This is a genomic window from Thauera aromatica (assembly GCF_023093595.1).
In the GTDB taxonomy this organism is placed as follows: Bacteria; Pseudomonadota; Gammaproteobacteria; order Burkholderiales; family Rhodocyclaceae; genus Thauera; species Thauera aromatica_A.
The window spans coordinates 1-18,538 of the sequence record NZ_JALLIK010000074.1 but is presented as its reverse complement, the minus strand read 5'-3'; the positions used below and the strand labels follow the sequence as shown (position 1 = coordinate 18,538).

Here is an 18,538-nt window from a genome sequence, read left to right as displayed (position 1 = left end):
GTCCTCGTTGGCCGTGCATTGTAATCCGGCGAATGCAGGCCTACGCCCATTCGAAAACGGGCCGTGCCGGAACGGCCGGACGGGCGAAGGTCTGCGCGGAGCGGCCATTTGCAAAAAATCAACAGTCGACCAAATTTTTGTGCATTGCACCAATTTTTGTGCTTTGATTCGAACAAACATCCGAAAAACTTGACTTATATCCAGTCGAATCAGCACGCTGCAGATCAAAATACAGACTTCGCAGTGCAACAACCAACCTCAAACCCCGGCCCACAAGACCGGCTTGGACTACGGCGCGACACCCTGCGCCCAGGAGAACAGACCATGAAGACGCCCAAACTTCTACCGTGGTACGCCCATAAGGCGGGCGTTTCGATCGAACGTGCCGAGATCCTTTGGCGCAAGGCTGTGCGCGAGGCCACCGAAGAAACCGGCTGGGTCGGTAACGCCGAATACTGGGGCGCGGCAATGGACCATTTTGCCCGCCTGCTCGAAAACGAGCGCAGCACCTTGTGCACGCCGCAGGTCGTGCCTTTCGTCCGCAGCCAGTCCCGCATGTGGCGCCTGCCCTTGCTGGCCATGGAAGACCTGTTCGCCGCCTTTCAAGAGTCCTGGCTGCGCCGGCTGCGCACCCCGCAGAAGACGGCCTGAGGGAGGGCTTCCCTGCGGCGGAGCCCCCGCTGTGGCCCACCTTCGCGGTATACTGGCGTGTTTTCAACGCCATCCGGTCAGCCAGCACGCCCATGCAGGACAAATACCAGCCCGCCGCCGTCGAGACGGCCGCCCAGCAGCACTGGGACTCCACCGACGCCTTCCGCGTGAGCGAAGACGCGAGCAAGCCCAAGTACTACTGCCTGTCGATGTTCCCCTACCCTTCGGGCAAGCTGCACATGGGGCACGTGCGCAATTACACGATCGGCGACGTACTCGCACGCTTCCACCGCATGAAGGGCTTCAACGTGCTGCAGCCGATGGGCTGGGACGCCTTCGGCATGCCCGCCGAGAATGCCGCGATCCAGAACAACGTGCCCCCGGCGCAGTGGACCTACGCCAACATCGACTACATGAAGGCGCAGCTGAAACGCCTCGGCTTCGCCCTCGACTGGTCGCGCGAACTCGCCACCTGCACCCCCGAGTACTACCGCTGGGAGCAGTGGCTGTTCACCCGCCTGTTCGAGAAGGGCCTGATCTACAAGAAACTCGGCACGGTGAACTGGGACCCGGTGGACGAGACCGTACTCGCCAACGAGCAGGTCATCGACGGCCGCGGCTGGCGCTCGGGCGCACTCGTCGAGAAGCGCGAGATCCCCATGTACTACATGAGGATCACCGCCTACGCCGACGAGCTGCTCGCCGCACTGGACGATCTGCCCGACTGGCCGGAGCAGGTCAAGCTGATGCAGAAGAACTGGATCGGGCGCTCCGAGGGGGTCGAGATCCACTTCCCGTTCGATCCGGCCAGCATCGGCCACGACGGCGTGCTGAAGGTGTTCACCACCCGCGCCGACACCCTGATGGGCGCCACCTACGTCGCCGTCGCCGCCGAGCACCCGCTCGCCACCCAGGCCGCAGCGGCCAACCCGGCGCTGGCGGCCTTCGTCGACGAGTGCAAGCACGGCGGCGTCGCCGAAGCCGACCTGGCGACGATGGAAAAGAAAGGCATGCCCACCGGCCTGAAGGTGGTGCATCCGCTGTCGGGCGAGCGGCTCGAAGTGTGGGTCGCCAACTACGTGCTGATGGGCTACGGCGAAGGCGCGGTGATGGCGGTGCCGGCGCACGACGAGCGCGACTTCGCCTTCGCCACCAAGTACGAACTGCCGATCCGCATGGTCGTCGCCTCGGAGGCCTACGCCGACACCGCCGCCCCCTGGCAGGACGCCTACGCCGACTACGGCCGCCTGGTGAATTCCGGCAAGTACGACGGGCTGGACTTCCAGGGCGCAGTCGATGCCATCGCCGCCGACCTCGCCGCCCGCGGCCTGGGCGCCAAGCGCGTGCAGTACCGGCTGCGCGACTGGGGCATCTCGCGTCAGCGCTACTGGGGCTGCCCGATCCCGATGATCCACTGCGCCGACTGCGGCGACGTGCCGGTGCCCGACGAAGAGCTGCCGGTGGTGCTGCCCGAGAACGTCGCCGTCACCGGCCGCGGCTCGCCGCTGGCGAAGATGCCCGCGTTCTACGAATGCAGCTGCCCGAAGTGCGGCCAGCCGGCGAAGCGCGAGACCGACACGATGGACACTTTCGTCGAGTCCTCGTGGTACTTCCTGCGCTACGCCTGCGCCGACAACGCCGGCGCGATGCTCGATGAGCGGGTGAACTACTGGGCACCGGTCGACCAGTACATCGGCGGCATCGAGCACGCGATCCTGCACCTGCTGTACTCGCGCTTCTTCACCCGGGCGATGCGCGACTGCGGCCTGACCCAGGTCTCCGAACCCTTCACCGCCCTGCTCACCCAGGGCATGGTGGTGGCCGAGACCTATTACCGCGAACTGGACGGCGGCAAGAAGCAGTGGATCAACCCCGCCGACGTGGTGGTCGAGCGCGACGAGCGCGGCCGCATCGTCGCCGCGAAGCTCGAAGCCGACGGCCTGCCGGTGGTCATCGGCGGCACCGAGAAGATGTCGAAGTCGAAGAACAACGGCGTCGACCCGCAATCGCTCGTGGACCAGTACGGCGCCGACACCGCGCGCCTGTTCATGATGTTCGCCGCACCGCCCGACCAGCAACTGGAATGGTCGGATTCCGGCGTCGAGGGCGCCTCGCGCTTCCTGCGCCGGGTGTGGAACTACGGCCACGCCTTCGCCACCGCCACCCGCGCCGCCCTCCCCACCGAGCGCCGCATCACCGCCAGCGCGTTGCCTCCCGCGGCCGCCGACGTGCGCCGCGAGATCCACACCCATCTCAAGCAGGCGAGCTACGATTTCGGCAAGCACCAGTTCAACACCGTGGTGTCGGCGGCGATGAAGATCCTCAACGCGCTGGAGAAAGCGCACAAGGAACTCGCTCCGAGCGACGCCGCCGCGCACGCCGAAGTCGCCGAGGAAGGCCTCTCCATCCTGCTCCGCCTGCTGTCGCCGATCGCGCCGCACATCTGCCACGCGCTGTGGCAGGACTGCGGCTTCGGCGCCGACATCCTCGCCGCCGGCTGGCCGGAAGTCTGCGAGGCGGCGCTCAGGCAGGACGAAGTCGAGCTGATGCTCCAGGTCAACGGCAAGCTGCGCGGCAGTATCCAGGTCGCCGCCGATGCGACCAAGGCCGACATCGAGGCCCTCGCGCTCGCCAGCGAAGCGGCACGGAAATTCATGGAAGGCCGCGCGGCAAAGAAGGTCGTGGTCGTTCCCGGCCGCCTCGTCAACATCGTCGCCTGAGGAACGCCTCATGCCCGTCCGCCCGCCCCCCCCCGCCCATGCCGCCGGCCCCGCCCCGGAGCACGGAGACATGCCGGACGCGGCCCGCCGCCGCCTTCTGCTGGCCGGCAGCGGACTGGCCGCACTGGCACTGTCCGGCTGCGGCTTCCATCTGCGCGGGCCGCAGCGGCTCGGCTTCGCCTCCGTGCACATCGACCCCCCGGCGCAGACCGAGCTCGGCACCCGGCTGCGACGCATGATCGCCACCACCGGCACGACCACCGTCACCGAGAACGAACAGGACGCCGAAGCCCGCCTGCGGATCCTCGCCAACGACCGCGGGCGTGAGATCCTCAGCCTCACCGGCGCCGGCAAGGTGCGCGAGTACCAGCTCACCCAGACCCTGCGCTTCCAGCTGCTGGACAAGGGCGGGCAGCCCTTGATCCCGCCCACCGCCCTGACGGTCCGGCGCGAATACACGTTCGACGACAGCCAGGTACTGGGCAAGGAGCAGGAAGAAGAACTGCTCTACCGCGACATGCAGAACGACCTGGTGCAGCAGTTGATGCGCCGGCTCGCCACCACGAGCCGCCCCGGCTGAACCCCGCCGCCCGGATCTTCACGTGAATCTGCGTCCCGACCAGCTCGCTGCCCAGCTCGAACGGCCGCTCGCTGCGCTGTGGATGGTGCATGGCAACGAGCCGCTGCTCGTGCTCGAAGCGGCCGACGCGATCCGCGCCGCGGCGCGCCGGCAGGGCTATGCGGAGCGCGAGACCCTGGTCGTCGGCCAGGGGTTCAAGTGGGATGCACTGGCGCTGGCCGCCGGCAACCTGTCGCTGTTCGGCAGCGCCAAGCTGATCGACCTGCGCATTCCCACCGGCAAGCCCGGGCGCGACGGCGGCGAAGCCCTGCAGCGCTACGTCGCCGCCCCGCCGGCGCAGACCCTGACCCTGCTGACCTTGCCTGAAATCGACTGGCAGACGCGCAAGACGGGCTGGTTCAAGGCCGTAGCCGAAGCTGCGAGCTGCATCGAGCTCGACGCTCCCGAGCGCGAACGTCTGCCCCAGTGGATCGGCTCCCGCCTCGCCACGCAGAAGCAGTCCGCCGCGCCCGAGGCGCTGGCCTTCATCGCCGAGCACGTCGAAGGCAACCTGCTCGCCGCCCACCAGGAGATCCTCAAGCTCGGCCTGCTCCACCCGGAAGGCGTGCTGAGCCTGGAACAGGTGCAGGACGCGGTGCTCAACGTCGCCCGCTACGACATCGACAAACTGCGCCAGGCCGTGGTCGAAGGCGATCCGGTGCGCTGCGCCCGCCTGCTCGACGGCCTGCGCGGCGAAGGCGCGGCGCCGCCGCTGGTGCTGTGGGCGCTGGCCAGCGAAACGCGCACCCTCGCCGCGCTGCGCGCCGGGCAGGACGCCGGCCAGCCGCTGGCGGCACTGTTCAAGGCCGAGCGGGTTTTCGAGCCGCGCCGCCAGCAGGCCGTCGGCCGCGCCCTGGCGCGCCTCACCCAGGGTGGCCTGCGCGCCGCGCTGATGCACGCCGCACGCATCGACCGCATCATCAAGGGCCTCGCTCCCGGCGACATCTGGGACGAATTTCTCCAGCTCAGCCTGCGGCTGGCCCAACGCCGCTGACCGCACACCGGCGCCAGCACGAAACCGGCGTTCGATGTTCTAATTGACGCTTGCCCTGCGCACCTTGAAGCCGAAAGACACCGAGATGGACATCCACGACTACATGCACACCCTGGGCCGCCAGGCCCGCGCCGCCTCGCGCCGGCTCGCCGCCGCGAGCACCGGGGACAAGAACGCCGCCCTCCTCGCCATGGCGGGCGAAATCCGCACCCGCCGCGACGCGCTCCTCGCGGCCAACGCCCGTGACCTCGACGAGGCCCGCGCCGGCGGCCTGGAAGCGACGCTCATCGACCGCCTGACCCTGAACGAAAAAGGCATCGAGGCGATGGCCGCGGGGCTCGAGCAGATCGCCGCCCTGCCCGACCCGGTCGGCGAGATCACCGACGTCAAGCGCCGCCCCTCCGGCATCCAGGTCGGCAAGATGCGGGTGCCGCTGGGCGTGATCGGGATCATCTACGAAGCCCGCCCCAACGTCACCGCCGACGCCGCAGCGCTGTGCCTGAAGTCGGGCAACGCTGCGATCCTGCGCGGCGGCAAGGAGGCGATCCACGCCAACCGCGCGATCGCCGCCTGCGTGCGCGCCGGACTGGTCGCCGCCGGCCTGCCCGAGCACGCGGTGCAGGTGGTCGAGACCACCGACCGCGCCGCGGTCGGCGAGCTGATCACGATGCCCGAGTTCGTCGACGTCATCGTGCCGCGCGGCGGCAAGGGTCTGATCGAGCGCATCGCGAAGGACGCCCGGGTGCCGGTGATCAAGCACCTCGACGGCAACTGCCACGTCTATATCGACGATGAGGCCGACCCCGTCAAGGTCGTGCCGATCGTCGACAACGCCAAGACCCAGCGCTACGGCACCTGCAACACCGCCGAGTCGCTGCTCGTCGCGCGCGACGTCGCCGACCTCTACCTTCCCGCGATCGGTCACATGCTCGCCGCCAAGGGGGTGGAGATGCGCGGCTGCGCCGAATCGCTCGCGCTGTTGCGCGAAGCCGGAGTGGAGGCCGGCAGGCTGGTCGCTGCCACCGAGGCCGACTGGCGCGAGGAATACCTTGCCCCGATCATCGCGGTGAAGGTCGTCGCCGACATCGACGAAGCGATCGCGCACGTCAATGCCTACAGTTCCGGCCACACCGAGGCGATCGTCACCGAGAACTACACCCACGCGATGCGCTTTCTGCGCGAAGTCGATTCGTCCTCGGTGATGGTCAATGCTTCGACCCGCTTCGCCGACGGCTTCGAATACGGTCTCGGCGCCGAGATCGGCATTTCCACCGACAAGATCCACGCCCGCGGTCCGGTCGGACTGGAAGGCCTGACCAGCCAGAAGTGGATCGTCTTCGGCAACGGCGAAATCCGCCGCTGAGTGCGCCCCGCGCTTGCTCCGATGACGAACGCCCACCCACCTGGCGATGACGGCTTCGATGCCGTGATCGCCTTGCCGTTCGGCCCCTTCGGCATTCGTGCCGGCCAGGGCACGGTAAACGAGCTGGTGTTCCTGCCGCCCGGCACGGCGCTGCTGCCGCCGCGCAACGATACCGCGGGCGCGGCCGCGCACGGGCTGCGGGCCTGGATCGAGGCCCCGGAGCTTCCCTTCCCGGTTCCCCTTGCCCGCTGCGGCACTCCGTTCCAGCAGCGGGTCTGGGCCCAGATCAGCACGATCGCGCCCGGCCGCACCGCCACCTACGGCGAACTCGCCACCCGCCTCGGCAGCGCTGCACGGGCGGTCGGCCAGGCGTGCGGGGCAAACCCCTTTCCGCTGATCGTTCCCTGCCACCGCGTCACCGCGGCAAGCGGCCCTGGCGGTTTCGCCAACGCCCGCGACGGCTGGTTGCTGCAGGTCAAGCGCTGGCTGCTGGCGCACGAAAGCGCGCAGTGAACACGTCCGGCCCCGCGCCGATCCAGCGCCCCGGCCGCAGACGCGCGTCGGGGAAGGCGGCGGCAACGGAACGCCGCCCGGCCACCGCCGGCACACGCCCGCCAGCGCGCGAATCGGGGCTGCAGCCACGGCACCGCAGCGAACTCGACCGCTTCGCCGACACGCTGTGGCTCGAGCACGGTCTGGCGCCGAACACCCTGGCCGGCTATCGCTCCGACCTGGCCCGCTTCGCCGCCTGGCTGGAGCTACGCGGCCAGCTCCTGCCCACGGCCGATGCCGGCGCGCTGGCCGGCTACCTGGCCGAATTCAGCCGCAGCGCAAAACCGGCCAGCCAGCGCCGCCTGCTCGCGGCCTGGCGGCGCTATTACCGCATGCTGCTGGGGAACCGCGAGATCGGCGAAGACCCGACCCTGCTGCTCGATTCGCCGGTGGCGTCCGCGCGCTTCCCGAAAACCCTCAGCGAGGCCCAGGTCGAAGCCCTGCTGGGCGCGCCCGATACCGATACTCCGCAAGGCCTGCGCGACCGCTGCATGGTGGAAGTGCTCTACGCCACGGGCCTGCGCGTTTCCGAACTGGTCGGGCTAAAGGTGTTCGCAGTCGGGCTCAACGAAGGCGTGCTGCGGGTAATGGGCAAAGGCAGCAAGGAGCGCCTGGTCCCGCTCGGAGAAATCGCCGCCGACTGGCTGTTGCGCTACACCGGCCAGGCCCGCCCTGCCCTGCTGGCGGGGCGCAGTTGCGACGAAGTGTTCGTCACCCGCCTGGGAGGCGGCATGACAAGGCAGATGTTCTGGCGCATCATTAAACAATACGCCATGAGCGCAGGCATCGCGCGCGAATGCATTTCCCCTCATACGCTGCGCCATGCCTTCGCCACTCATTTATTGAACCATGGCGCCGATTTGCGCGTAGTGCAATTACTGCTGGGGCACGCGGACATTTCGACCACGCAGGTCTATACCCATGTCGCACGCGAGCGACTCAAGCAACTGCATGCCGCACATCATCCGCGCGGCTGATTACCCATACCGGCCCCGGGGCATTTGCCCGGATACGGGCGTCAGTGGAATTTCATCACCCTGGCAGGAATCATGAGCAAACGCGAAACCCACCCTCCCGAAACACCGGCTACACGCTTTTTGCGCCAGCGGGGAATCGCCTTTTCCAGCCATTTGTACGATTACGAAGAACACGGCGGAACCGCCGTCTCGTCGCGCGAACTCAATGTCAGCGAGCATGCCGTAATCAAGACGCTGATCATGGAGGACGAAAAGGCGCAGCCGCTGATCGTGCTGATGCACGGCGACTGCAAGGTATCGACGAAAGAGCTCGCACGCCAGATTCCATGCAAGCACGTCGAGCCTTGCAAGCCGGAAACTGCCAATCGCCACACCGGCTATCTGGTCGGCGGCACGTCGCCTTTTGGTACCCGCAAACAAATGCCTCTATATATGGAGCGCACCATTCTCGACCTGCCGCTGATCTACATCAACGGCGGACGCCGCGGTTTTCTGGTAGGGATTCACCCCCACGATCTCCTGCGCGCCCTGCATCCGAAACTGGTTCATGCGGCCAATTGAGCAGAAAACGACTCGCCGGATACCGTTTCCCCAATCCGGAACCGGAGCAAAACATATTTTTCTGTGATCAGGCATTTCCATTTCCATTGAAGCGGTGGCAGAATCTCGGCAAATCGAATACTGGAATGCACCCTGATTCCGGCATAAGCGGTTTGATCAATTCCCTCAACGGAGAAATCATGGATCTGTCCAGCTACACCTTGCCCGAACTGCGTCGCCTGCAGGCCCGAATCGAAAATGAAATTCGCCGCCGCAGCGACACGACCCGCCGCACCCTACTCAAGCGCATGCAGAAAATGGCGGCCGACGAAGGGCTGACGCTGGACGACCTGCTCGAAACCGCGGCACCGGTCGCCGAAGCCAAACCTGCCGCCAAACGCGCCCGTCGCGCCCCCGGAAAGAAGGCGAAACCGGCAAGCGTGGTCAAATATCGCAACCCGGCCAATCCCGATCAGGGCTGGAGCGGCCGCGGGCGCAAACCGCAATGGGCGCTGGACTGGATCGCCCAAGGCAAATCACTGGAAGAACTCGCCGCCTGACCCGCAGCATCCGGTGACAGTCCGCCCGCAAACAGACATGCTCGGCAACGCTTGCAGACAAGCTCCGGAGCGTTGCTTTTCATGCCGTCGGCGGCACGACCACGCCCGCCCGGCCACGCTGGATATACACGCCGACCCGGCGCACGTCCTTCATCACGCCGATCTTGGCCACCTTGAGCTTGACCCAGGGAGCGCCGAACTCTTCGAATAACATTCGGACGACATATTCACCGAGACTTTCGATGAGATTGAAATGGCGCTCGCCGAGCTCGCGCCGGATGCGCGCCGCAACCTCGGCATAATCGATGGTGTCGCCGATATCGTCATGCTCCGCGGCCGAATCGGGCACGCCGAAGGTCAGATTGAGCTCGACCGTCTGCGGCCCGGTCTTTTCACGCTCGTAGATGCCGACCCAGGCCTTGACGCGCAATTCTTCGATGAAGATGAAATCCATGCTGCTTCCCGTTTAGAATCGCTGCGATTCTAACGTGCCTGCCCGGCTCCGCCATAATGCTGCACGCACCGCGCACACGCACTTCTCAATTTTTCGACCCGCCCTGAACTGCCGGGCGGTGGAGCCATGATGTCGCTGCTACTTCTTCTCCTTGCCGCATACCTGCTCGGCTCGATCCCCTTCGCCATTGTCACCAGCAAGCTGTTCGGCCTGCAGGACCCGCGTCGCTACGGCTCCGGCAACCCGGGCGCAACCAATGTGCTGCGCAGCGGCAGCAAGGTTGCAGCTGCGCTGACCTTGCTCGGCGACAGTCTGAAAGGCTGGCTGGCGGTATGGGCGGCCGGAGAACTCGGTTTCGGCATCGACCAGGCCGCCCTCGCCGGCCTCGCCGCATTTCTCGGCCACGTCTTCAGCGTGTTCCTGCGCTTCAACGGCGGCAAGGGGGTCGCTACTGCACTGGGCGTGCTCGCCGGAGTGGATGGCCGGATTGCGATCTTCTGTGCGGTGATCTGGCTGATGATCGCCTACACTTCGCGCTACTCTTCGGTGGCGGCGCTCTCGGCGGCGGTGGCGGCCCCCCTCGCCGGCCTGCTTTTTCTCGGCCCGCAACCCGCCGTGGCGGCACTGGCGGTGATGGCAGCCGTGCTGATCTGGCGGCACAAGACGAACATCGTCCGCCTGCGCGCGGGCACCGAAGGCAAGATCGGCGGCGGCAAAAGCTAGGATCCGCCCCGCGCACGGGCGGGAGAAGCCGCCCGGGAGAGTGGTCCGCCGCCCCGCCCCCGGGCGACAGGCGCGCGCAGCACGCCCTTTCAGGCGGCGGGAGTGCGCGGCGGGCGCAGTTCAGTCATCGGCCAGCGGGGGCGGATGCTCACCGTCGCAATCTTCGCTCCGCGCTCGCCGGCGGCAAAGCGCAGGGCCCCGGCAAACGCAATCATCGCCCCGTTGTCGGTGCATAAGGCCGGCTCGGGGTAATGCACCCGCCCGCCGCGCCGCGCCAGCGCCGCATCCAGGGTTTCGCGCAGGCAACGGTTGGCGCCCACGCCACCGGCCACCACCAGCGTCTTCAGTCCCACCTTCTTCAGCGCGGCGAGTGCTTTCGCACACAGCACCTCGACCACCGCCTGCTGGAATTCGGCCGCTAGGTCGGCAGCCTGCCGGGGGTGCCAGTCCGGCGCCGAGACCACGTTGAGCACGGCTGTCTTCAGTCCGCTGAAGCTGAAATCGAGATCCCCCGAATGCAGCATCGGCCGTGGCAGGCGGAACTGCCCTGGCCGCCCCTGCTCGGCCAGCTTCGCCAGCTGCGGCCCGCCGGGGTAGCCGAGACCGAGCAGCTTGGCCGTCTTGTCGAACGCCTCGCCGGCAGCATCGTCGACCGACTCGCCCAGCAGCGCATAGTCCCCCACCCCGCGCACCCGCATCAGCTGGGTATGGCCGCCCGAGACCAGCAGGGCGACAAAGGGAAAGGCGGGCGGGTCGGCGGCAAGCAGCGGAGACAGCAGGTGACCTTCGAGGTGATGGATCGGGAGCGCCGGAATGCCGCGTGCGAGCGCGAAGGACTCGGCCACGCTCGCACCGACCAGCAGCGCCCCCGCCAGCCCCGGCCCGGCCGTATAGGCGACGGCATCGATCCGGCCAGCGTCGATCCCGGCTTCAGCCAGGGTCCGCTTGAGCAGCAGCGGCAGGTGGCGGATGTGGTCCCGCGAAGCAAGCTCGGGCACCACGCCGCCATAGACCGCATGCAGGTCGATCTGCGAATGCAGATTGTGCGCGAGCAGCCCCGCCCCGGTGTCGTAGATCGCCACGCCGGTTTCGTCGCAGGAGGTTTCGATGCCGAGAACTTTCATGGGATGCATCCGCTTGATTCGATGCCGCATTCTAACCGCAGGCTGTTCCGCTGCGACGACCGCGCCCTTGCCATCTCGTCCGGCCTCGTTTATATTCGTCGTCTTTCTGCCCACCAGACACCCAAGGAAATCCGCAATGCCCGGTATCCGCGTCAAGGAAAACGAGCCGTTCGAGGTTGCGATCCGCCGCTTCAAGCGCACCATCGAGAAGACCGGTGTGCTGACCGAGCTGCGCTCGCGCGAGTTCTACGAGAAGCCCACTGCCGAACGCAAGCGCAAGCTGGCCGCCGCCGTCAAGCGCAACCACAAGCGCCTGCGCAGCCAGATGCTGCCGCCGAAGCTGTACTGATTCGCCTCGCGCCCGCACTGCGGGCTGCCTTGCACGCCGGCCGAAGGTTTCCAGACCCTCGCCCGGCGTGATGCTTTTGCGTGTTCGCCTTCGGCATGGCCTTCGCTCCCCGCCTCCTCCATCCGCAGCTTCGGCCGCGCGCTTGATGATCCCCCAGTCCTTCGTTCAGGAACTGCTGTCGCGCATCGACATCGTCGATGTCATCGAACGCCATCTGCCGCTGAAAAAAAGCGGGGCGAACTATTTCGCCTGCTGCCCCTTCCACGGCGAGAAATCCCCCTCGTTCTCGGTCAGCCCTTCGAAGCAGTTCTATCACTGCTTCGGCTGCGGCGTACACGGCAGCGCGATCGGCTTCCTGATGGAATACAACGGCCTCGGCTTCATCGACGCGGTCAAGGAGCTCGCCGGCCAGGCCGGCCTGCAGGTCCCGGACGACGGCCGCAGCAGCAGCGCAGTCCATGACGACGGCAGCGAGCGCCTGTACGCGGCCATGGCCAGCGCCGCGCGCTTTTACCGCGAGCAGCTCAAGCACGCCCCCGCTGCCGTCGCCTACCTGAAGCGCCGCGGCCTGTCGGGCGAGATCGCCGCCCGCTTCGGCCTCGGCTACGCCCCGGACGAATGGCAGGCGCTGCAGCGCCCCTTCCCCGACTACCAGGCGAAGACGCTCGCCGAGGCCGGACTGGTCATCGACAACGACCAGGGCCGGCGCTACGACCGTTTCCGCAACCGCATCATCTTCCCGATCCACGACCGCCGCGGGCGCATCATCGCCCTCGGCGGGCGCGTGATCGACAGCGGCGAGCCGAAGTATCTGAATTCGCCCGAGACGCCGCTGTTCGAAAAAGGACGGGAGCTCTACGGTTTCTTCCTGGCACAAAAGGCGATTCGCGACAGCAGCTTCGCGGTGGTGGTGGAAGGCTACATGGATGTCGTCGCCCTCGCCCAGTACGGCATCGAGAACGCGGTCGCCACCTTGGGCACCGCTACCACGGCACAGCACATCCACACCCTGCTGCGCCAGACCGACCGCGTCGTATTCTGCTTCGACGGCGACGCTGCCGGGCGCCGTGCCGCCTGGCGGGCCCTGGAAAACGCGCTCGAATCCCTGCGCGACGATGCCACCCTGGCCTTCCTGTTCCTGCCCGCCGAGCACGACCCCGACTCCTTCGTGCGCGCCCACGGCGCCGACGCCTTCCGCCAGGCGGCCACGGCCGCCACCCCGCTGGCGGCCTTCCTGATCCAGGAGCTGGCGGAACGCCACCCGCTGGACAGCGCCGAAGGGCGCGCCGCCTTCGTGCACGAAGCCGCCCCCCTCGTCCGCCGCATCGCGGCACCGCTGCTGCGCCTGCAGGTGGTGAAATCGGTCGCAGAAAAAAGCGGCCTCACCCAGGCGGAAGTGGAAGAATCGCTCGAGGTCTTCGCCACACGCACGGAACACCGGCGCAGGCGGGACGAAATAGCGCCCGACGCCCCGCAGTCCAGGCCCGTGCCCCCGTCCCCGCGCGGTTTCGGCGGCGCACTGCGCCGAGCGGCGCCGGGCCGGCCGCGCCCGGCCGGTCGGCGCAAGCCCCCCTCGACCATCGGCACCCTGCTGCGCCTGGTCCTCCAGCACCCGGCCTGGGCTGCCCGCCTGCCGGTGGGGCTGATCCCCGATCAGGGTGCCGAAGGCGGCGCCCTGATCGCCATCATCGACCTCCTCAGCCTCGGCGAACCGGTTCCAGCCGGCGGCCTGGGCGCGCTCATCGAGCACTTCCGCGACACCCCACACTACAACACACTGTCGAAAGTCGCCGCGGAACTCGTCGAAACGGAATTCGACGAAGGGGTGATCGAGCTGATTTTCGAAGACACCCTGCGCAAGCTCGGTGCCGACAGCCTGGCTGCCGAAATCGACGCCCTGCTGCGAAAAGACCGCGAAACCGGCCTCGACAGTGCCGCGCGGCACCGCCTGGCAGAGCTGCTGATCGAGAAGCGGAAGCTGTCGAGCGGCGGAAACACCCCCGATCTATAGTACAATTTCGGGTTTCTCCATTTTCTTACACCCTCACCCGAGGAGTGCCATGGCACGCGAAAAAGCCAAGGATTCGCGCAAGGACGGCGTCAGCAAGAGCCGCGCCTCGAAAGCGAAAGACAAGGTCGCCCCGGTCGTCGAAAACCCCGTCGTCGCACCACTCGACGCCGAGGTGCGACGTACCCGACTTAAAACCCTGATCACGCTCGGCAAGGAGCGCGGCTACCTGACCTATGCCGAGATCAGCGACCACCTGCCCGACGATGTCGCCGATGCCGAACAGATCGAAGGCATCATCGCGACCTTCAACAACATGGGGATCCAGGTCTACGACGAGGCCCCCGCGGCCGAAGACCTGCTGATGTCCGACAGCGTCGCGGCCAACGTCGACGAGGACGTCGCCGAAGAGGAAGCCGAGCAGGCGCTCTCCTCGGTCGATTCCGAGTTCGGCCGCACCACCGACCCGGTGCGCATGTACATGCGCGAGATGGGCACGGTCGAGCTGCTCACCCGCGAAGGCGAGATCGAAATCGCCAAGCGCATCGAAGACGGCCTCAAGCACATGGTGCAGGCAATCTCCGCATGCCCGACGACGATCGCCGAGATGCTCGAGATCGTCGACCGGGTCGCCCGCGACGAAGCGAAGATCGACGAACTCATCGACGGCCTCATCGACCCGAACGCCAATGGCGAGGAAGCCGCCGCGGACGACAGTGAGGACGACGCCGGCAGCGCCGCCATCGGCACCGACGACGACAGCAGCGACGGCGACGGCGACAGCGACGACGATGACGACAGCAGCGCCGAGAGCGCCAATGCCGCATCCCTGCTGCAGCTCAAGAACGACGCCCTGGCCCGCTTCGAAGTCATCCGTGCGCTGTACGTCGAGAAGATGGCGACCCTGGAGAAGAAAGGCTCCCAGGACCTCTCCTACCTCGCCCTGCAGCAGCGGATTTCCGACGAACTGCTCAACATCCGCTTCACCGCGAAGGCGATCGAGCGCCTGTGCGATTCGGTGCGCCACATGGTGGAACAGGTGCGCGCCCACGAGCGCCAGATCCTGCAGTTGTGCGTCGACCGCGCCGGCATGCCGCGCCAGCACTTCATCAAGATCTTCCCCGGACAGGAAACCAAGCTCGACTGGCTCAAGGACGAGATCTCCGCTGGCAAGAACTACGCCGAAGGCCTGATGCGCATCCATCCCGCCGTGCTCGAAGAGCAGCAAAAGCTCATCGACCTGCAGGACCGGATCGGCATTCCGCTCAAGGAACTCAAGGACATCAACCGCCAGATGTCCACCGGCGAAGCCAAGATGCGCCGCGCCAAGCGCGAAATGACCGAGGCCAACCTGCGCCTGGTGATCTCGATCGCGAAGAAGTACACCAACCGCGGCCTGCAGTTCCTCGACCTGATCCAGGAAGGCAACATCGGCCTGATGAAAGCGGTGGACAAGTTCGAATACCGCCGCGGCTACAAATTCTCGACCTATGCCACGTGGTGGATCCGCCAGGCGATCACCCGTTCGATCGCCGACCAGGCGCGCACCATCCGCATCCCGGTGCACATGATCGAGACGATCAACAAGATGAACCGCATCAGCCGCCAGATCCTGCAGGAGACCGGCCAGGAACCGGATCCGGCGACGCTGGCCGAGAAGATGGAGATGCCCGAGGAGAAGATCCGCAAGATCATGAAGATCTCCAAGGAGCCGATCTCGATGGAAACGCCGATCGGCGACGACGACGACTCCCACCTCGGCGACTTCATCGAGGACACCGCCACCCTAGCCCCGGCCGAGGCGGCGATGTACTCCAGCCTGCGCGACGCCACCGGTGAAGTGCTCGACTCGCTCACCGCGCGCGAAGCGAAAGTGCTGCGCATGCGCTTCGGCATCGAGATGAACACCGACCACACGCTGGAAGAAGTCGGCAAACAGTTCGACGTCACCCGCGAGCGTATCCGCCAGATCGAAGCCAAGGCCCTGCGCAAGCTGCGCCACCCGAGCCGCTCGGAAAAGCTGCGGAGCTTCCTCGACAGCGACGCCTAAAGACCCCGTTCCAGGAAATGCAGTTACGGGCCTCTAGCTCATGCCTGGTTAGAGCAGCGGACTCATAATCCGTTGGTGCTGGGTTCGACTCCCAGGGGGCCCACCAATAAAATCAGGGGCTTAGGGCAGGTTTTCGGACCTGCCCTTTTTGCCTTCCGGCTTCGTGTAGCCACCATGTAGCCAAATCCGGGCAATGCAGCCACTCGCGCGGAAGGGTTCGCTTGGCGCGTGCCAGAAAAGACGAACCCGCCACGCGGGCGGGTCTGGTCTGGTTGCGCGCTGCCGGTCAGCGCGGCGGGCCGGCTACGGCATTCAGGATTGCACCCCATGCCAGCGGGTCGATACCGGGCGCATCGGCGCGCTCTACCCAGGCCCAGCCGCGCCGGTCGGGCCAGCCCCTGCCCTTGCGCAGCAGGATGGGGACATTGCGGACGGCACGGTGCGCTGCGCTACGCGACAGGCCGGGCACGCGCGCTGAAATCTCGCGGAAGGACAGGCCCATCCGGCGAAGGTGAATTGCTTGCTCCACAAGGGGCGGCGGGGTCTTGCGCATGGTGACGGGGAACGGTGGCGGGAATTTCAGTTTTTGAGGAGTTTAGTAGTTTTCTGGCACGCTACTTGCTTGCGTTTCGAGGCTCTCCGCCCCCTTGTGCAGCCGGAAGCCACAGGGTCCCCGGCGGCCTTCACTGCCTGCCCAGGTCGCGGGGCGCAGCCGGCGCATGCATTAACAGAACCCCCTTTGGAATAATCCTCAACTAGCCCAAGAGCACGGTTCGAACTACCCGCGTAGGGTGCTGCTCGGAAGGACCCACGCCACCGGCCGGCGGGGTGATGCAGGCCGGTGGCAGGTCCTCGCGGGTCAGCCCTTCCCGCTCCAGCGGCGGCGGGCGAACTCGGCCAACAGCACGGCTTCGGCCTGGTCGTGCGTCGGTCCCTTGGGTCGCGGCCAGCCGGCCAGCCCCGGTATCAGGTCGCATGCCTTCCTGATGCTCTCGCCCTTGTCGCTGCTCAGGCCATAGGCGCGCTTCCAGGTCTGCGGGGTTGCATAGTCGGTCGGCACGGCCAGCGCGGACAGCACGCCCTCCACCACGCCGAAGGCGCGGCCGAAGGTGAAGATGGACGGCGCGCCTTGTCCGGGCCGGCTCGCCACCTGCTCCAGCATGCACAGCGCGATTGCCGCGCCTTCGGTCGCCTCGGTGATGCCGTCGAGGAAGGCGCGCACGCCGCGGCCGGACACGCGCCGGCTCTTGCCGTGCGGCTCGGTCGGCATGCTCACCACGTCGACCAGCCGGCCGGCGTCGGTCAGCACGGCCAGCGCGCCAGACAGGCCGGGGTCGATTCCCAGGAAGAGGCGGGCGGCGGTCATTGGCTGCCCTCCTTGCTGGCGCTGGATGCGGCCTGAAGTTGCAGCATGGCGGCGGGCAGGGCGCGGCCGTCGCGGATGATGGCGAAGTTCCAGCCGATGCCGGTCTGCCCGGTCAGGACGATTTGCAGGGTGTTCATGTCGGGGTCCTGTCGTGTTCGAAGCACCAGAGGGCGGCAGCCAGGGCGGCGGCCGGTGTGGTGAAGGTGTCGGGATTGGTGATACCGGCCACAGTGAAGCGGTAGCCCTTGCGGGGGCCCCCGACAATCTCGATGGCGGCGACCAGTTCGGGGCATCGCTCCAGGTTGCGGGCGATTTCGCGGGTCAGGGGGGCGTTCACGCTGCGGCTCCCATCATCGGCGCGAGGCGGTGCCAGATGGCGCGCACGGCTTGCACGTCTCCGGCGCAGTAGGTCGCCACCCGCTCCAGGTCGCCCGCCTTCCACCACTGCCACGCCTGCGCCCCGCTGCCTTCGGCCTTCGGGTCGGGTAGTGCCAGGGCGCGGCACAGCGCCTGCAAGCTGATGCGCTCACGGTAGCCTGCCCACGCCATCATGCTGCAGCCGTAGTCCTTGCCGGGGCGGGCGCTCGGGCCGGGCAGCGCAAAGGGCGGGCGCAGGCCGTGCACGATGCAGCGCCGCCACAGAAAGCCGAGGTCGAAGGCGGCGTTGTGGGCGATGAAGAACGGGGCGTCCGGCCAGAGGGTGCGGCCCTGTGCATCCGCTACCGCGCCGCCGGCCGTCCAGCCCTCCACCGTCTCGAAGAACTGGCGCAACAGCTCGGTTTCGGCCTCGCCGTCCTTGCGCAGCAGCACAACAGGCGGCCGGTCGTTGTCGAGCGCCAGCCCGATGGCGATAACCTGCCCTGCGCCGCCGTCCAGGGCCGTACGGCCGATGGCCTCCAGCGCGGCGGCTTCGCCTTCGGCGGCATGCCAGGCGGCGATGCTCTCGGGCTTCTTGTAGCTGGCCGGCGGGCGGATGCCGGCGCGGATGGCGGCGAGGGTGTCCGCGTCCTCGGTCGGCGCGGTCTCGATGTCGAGGAAGATTTGCATGGTGGTGTTCTCCTGGTGCGCCAGCCGGCGCGGGGCCGGCGGCGCGTTGTCGGGTGGGGTCAGAAGGGGATGTCGTCGTCAAAGTCGCCAAAGCCAGCGCCAGCGGGGGCGTAGGCGGTCGCAGCGGCCGGCGCAGGGGCGGCGGGTGCAGGGGCCGCCGGGGCGGGCCGGCTCGCGGCGGGCGCGGACAGGCTCACGGACTTGGGCGCGCTGGCGGCCCGGTACTCGGGCGAGGCGCTGACGGTCTCCTGCATGCGCGAGGACAGCCCGGCGAAGACGTTCCAGTCCGGCGCGGCGAGGTCGAACAGCACCGGGGCATCCTGCAACTCAGGCGCGGTCATGCCCTTGGGGACGGGTGACACGCTCAGGATGTTGGCGTACTGCTTGCCGGCGCGCTCGATGTGCACCAGATTCAGCAGGCAGGGGGCGTTCAGCAGCTTG

The 18,538-nt window shown here is 67.3% G+C and carries 20 protein-coding genes, 1 tRNA gene and 1 pseudogene; 14 read left to right on the top strand and 8 right to left on the bottom strand.

Annotated elements, in window-relative coordinates; translation table 11 throughout:
* Positions 1-324: 324 nt before the first annotated feature.
* The 9 genes from MXC99_RS02275 (at position 325) to MXC99_RS02235 (ending at position 8,976) form a co-directional block, all read left to right on the top strand.
* Positions 325-651, top strand: a complete 327-nt coding sequence (locus tag MXC99_RS02275; protein ID WP_247723990.1) for a hypothetical protein — start codon at positions 325-327, stop codon at positions 649-651.
* Positions 652-743: 92 nt separating this feature from the next.
* On the top strand, positions 744-3,371 hold the full coding sequence (gene leuS / locus MXC99_RS02270; RefSeq protein WP_247723989.1) for a leucine--tRNA ligase: 2,628 nt from the start codon (positions 744-746) through the stop codon (positions 3,369-3,371).
* A gap of 70 nt (positions 3,372-3,441) precedes the next feature.
* The gene (gene lptE, locus MXC99_RS02265) at positions 3,442-3,951 is read left to right on the top strand and encodes an LPS assembly lipoprotein LptE (RefSeq protein ID WP_247723988.1); all 510 of its coding nucleotides are present in this window, start codon (positions 3,442-3,444) and stop codon (positions 3,949-3,951) included.
* A gap of 22 nt (positions 3,952-3,973) precedes the next feature.
* Entirely contained in the window at positions 3,974-4,984 is a 1,011-nt protein-coding gene (gene holA / locus MXC99_RS02260) for a DNA polymerase III subunit delta (protein ID WP_247723987.1), read from the top strand.
* A gap of 85 nt (positions 4,985-5,069) precedes the next feature.
* The gene (locus MXC99_RS02255) at positions 5,070-6,347 is read left to right on the top strand and encodes a glutamate-5-semialdehyde dehydrogenase (protein WP_247723999.1); all 1,278 of its coding nucleotides are present in this window, start codon (positions 5,070-5,072) and stop codon (positions 6,345-6,347) included.
* 21 nt (positions 6,348-6,368) lie between these two features.
* The gene (locus MXC99_RS02250; protein ID WP_247723986.1) at positions 6,369-6,860 is read left to right on the top strand and encodes a methylated-DNA--[protein]-cysteine S-methyltransferase; all 492 of its coding nucleotides are present in this window, start codon (positions 6,369-6,371) and stop codon (positions 6,858-6,860) included.
* 119 nt (positions 6,861-6,979) lie between these two features.
* Positions 6,980-7,876 carry a site-specific tyrosine recombinase XerD gene (xerD, locus tag MXC99_RS02245; protein ID WP_247723998.1) on the top strand — a complete coding sequence of 299 codons (897 nt, stop codon included), beginning with the start codon at positions 6,980-6,982 and terminating at the stop codon, positions 7,874-7,876.
* 72 nt (positions 7,877-7,948) lie between these two features.
* Positions 7,949-8,437, top strand: coding sequence for a Cys-tRNA(Pro) deacylase (gene ybaK, locus MXC99_RS02240; protein WP_247723985.1), 489 nt, complete (start codon positions 7,949-7,951; stop codon positions 8,435-8,437).
* 179 nt (positions 8,438-8,616) lie between these two features.
* Positions 8,617-8,976, top strand: coding sequence for an H-NS family nucleoid-associated regulatory protein (locus tag MXC99_RS02235; RefSeq protein ID WP_247723997.1), 360 nt, complete (start codon positions 8,617-8,619; stop codon positions 8,974-8,976).
* A 79-nt stretch (positions 8,977-9,055) separates the two neighbouring features.
* On the opposite strand, the gene MXC99_RS02230 is transcribed toward MXC99_RS02235, so the two are convergent.
* Entirely contained in the window at positions 9,056-9,430 is a 375-nt protein-coding gene (locus MXC99_RS02230; RefSeq protein ID WP_247723984.1) for a dihydroneopterin aldolase, read from the bottom strand.
* Positions 9,431-9,559: 129 nt separating this feature from the next.
* On the opposite strand from MXC99_RS02230, the gene plsY reads away from it, so the two are divergent.
* Positions 9,560-10,153, top strand: coding sequence for a glycerol-3-phosphate 1-O-acyltransferase PlsY (plsY, locus tag MXC99_RS02225; protein WP_247723983.1), 594 nt, complete (start codon positions 9,560-9,562; stop codon positions 10,151-10,153).
* A gap of 89 nt (positions 10,154-10,242) precedes the next feature.
* Here plsY and tsaD read toward each other — a convergent pair whose 3' ends face one another.
* Positions 10,243-11,277 carry a tRNA (adenosine(37)-N6)-threonylcarbamoyltransferase complex transferase subunit TsaD gene (gene tsaD, locus MXC99_RS02220; protein ID WP_247723982.1) on the bottom strand — a complete coding sequence of 345 codons (1,035 nt, stop codon included), beginning with the start codon at positions 11,275-11,277 and terminating at the stop codon, positions 10,243-10,245.
* Between the two features lie 136 nt (positions 11,278-11,413).
* Between tsaD and rpsU the strand changes: the two genes are divergently transcribed.
* The 4 genes from rpsU (at position 11,414) to MXC99_RS02200 (ending at position 15,790) form a co-directional block, all read left to right on the top strand.
* Positions 11,414-11,626 carry a 30S ribosomal protein S21 gene (gene rpsU / locus MXC99_RS02215; RefSeq protein WP_004260978.1) on the top strand — a complete coding sequence of 71 codons (213 nt, stop codon included), beginning with the start codon at positions 11,414-11,416 and terminating at the stop codon, positions 11,624-11,626.
* A gap of 145 nt (positions 11,627-11,771) precedes the next feature.
* The gene (gene dnaG, locus MXC99_RS02210; RefSeq protein ID WP_247723981.1) at positions 11,772-13,637 is read left to right on the top strand and encodes a DNA primase; all 1,866 of its coding nucleotides are present in this window, start codon (positions 11,772-11,774) and stop codon (positions 13,635-13,637) included.
* A gap of 49 nt (positions 13,638-13,686) precedes the next feature.
* Positions 13,687-15,684, top strand: coding sequence for an RNA polymerase sigma factor RpoD (gene rpoD / locus MXC99_RS02205; protein WP_247723980.1), 1,998 nt, complete (start codon positions 13,687-13,689; stop codon positions 15,682-15,684).
* Positions 15,685-15,711: 27 nt separating this feature from the next.
* Positions 15,712-15,790 (top strand) — tRNA-Ile (locus MXC99_RS02200).
* 180 nt (positions 15,791-15,970) lie between these two features.
* On the opposite strand, the gene MXC99_RS02195 is transcribed toward MXC99_RS02200, so the two are convergent.
* The 6 genes and pseudogenes from MXC99_RS02195 to MXC99_RS02170 all read right to left on the bottom strand — a co-directional run.
* Positions 15,971-16,237 (bottom strand): hypothetical protein, encoded by a 267-nt coding sequence (locus MXC99_RS02195; protein ID WP_247723979.1) that lies wholly within the window; start codon positions 16,235-16,237, stop codon positions 15,971-15,973.
* Between the two features lie 306 nt (positions 16,238-16,543).
* Positions 16,544-17,050 carry a hypothetical protein gene (locus MXC99_RS02190; RefSeq protein WP_247723978.1) on the bottom strand — a complete coding sequence of 169 codons (507 nt, stop codon included), beginning with the start codon at positions 17,048-17,050 and terminating at the stop codon, positions 16,544-16,546.
* Complete coding sequence (locus MXC99_RS02185; RefSeq protein ID WP_247723977.1) at positions 17,047-17,187, bottom strand: hypothetical protein; 141 nt, start codon at positions 17,185-17,187, stop codon at positions 17,047-17,049. Before MXC99_RS02185 ends, MXC99_RS02190 begins: the two co-directional genes overlap by 4 nt.
* Positions 17,184-17,387, bottom strand: coding sequence for a hypothetical protein (locus tag MXC99_RS02180; RefSeq protein WP_247723976.1), 204 nt, complete (start codon positions 17,385-17,387; stop codon positions 17,184-17,186). The genes MXC99_RS02185 and MXC99_RS02180 overlap by 4 nt, the downstream gene beginning before the upstream one ends.
* Positions 17,384-18,097, bottom strand: a complete 714-nt coding sequence (locus tag MXC99_RS02175) for a hypothetical protein (protein ID WP_247723975.1) — start codon at positions 18,095-18,097, stop codon at positions 17,384-17,386. Before MXC99_RS02175 ends, MXC99_RS02180 begins: the two co-directional genes overlap by 4 nt.
* Positions 18,098-18,156: 59 nt before the next feature.
* A pseudogene (locus MXC99_RS02170) lies at positions 18,157-18,538 on the bottom strand (hypothetical protein); the annotation flags it as partial.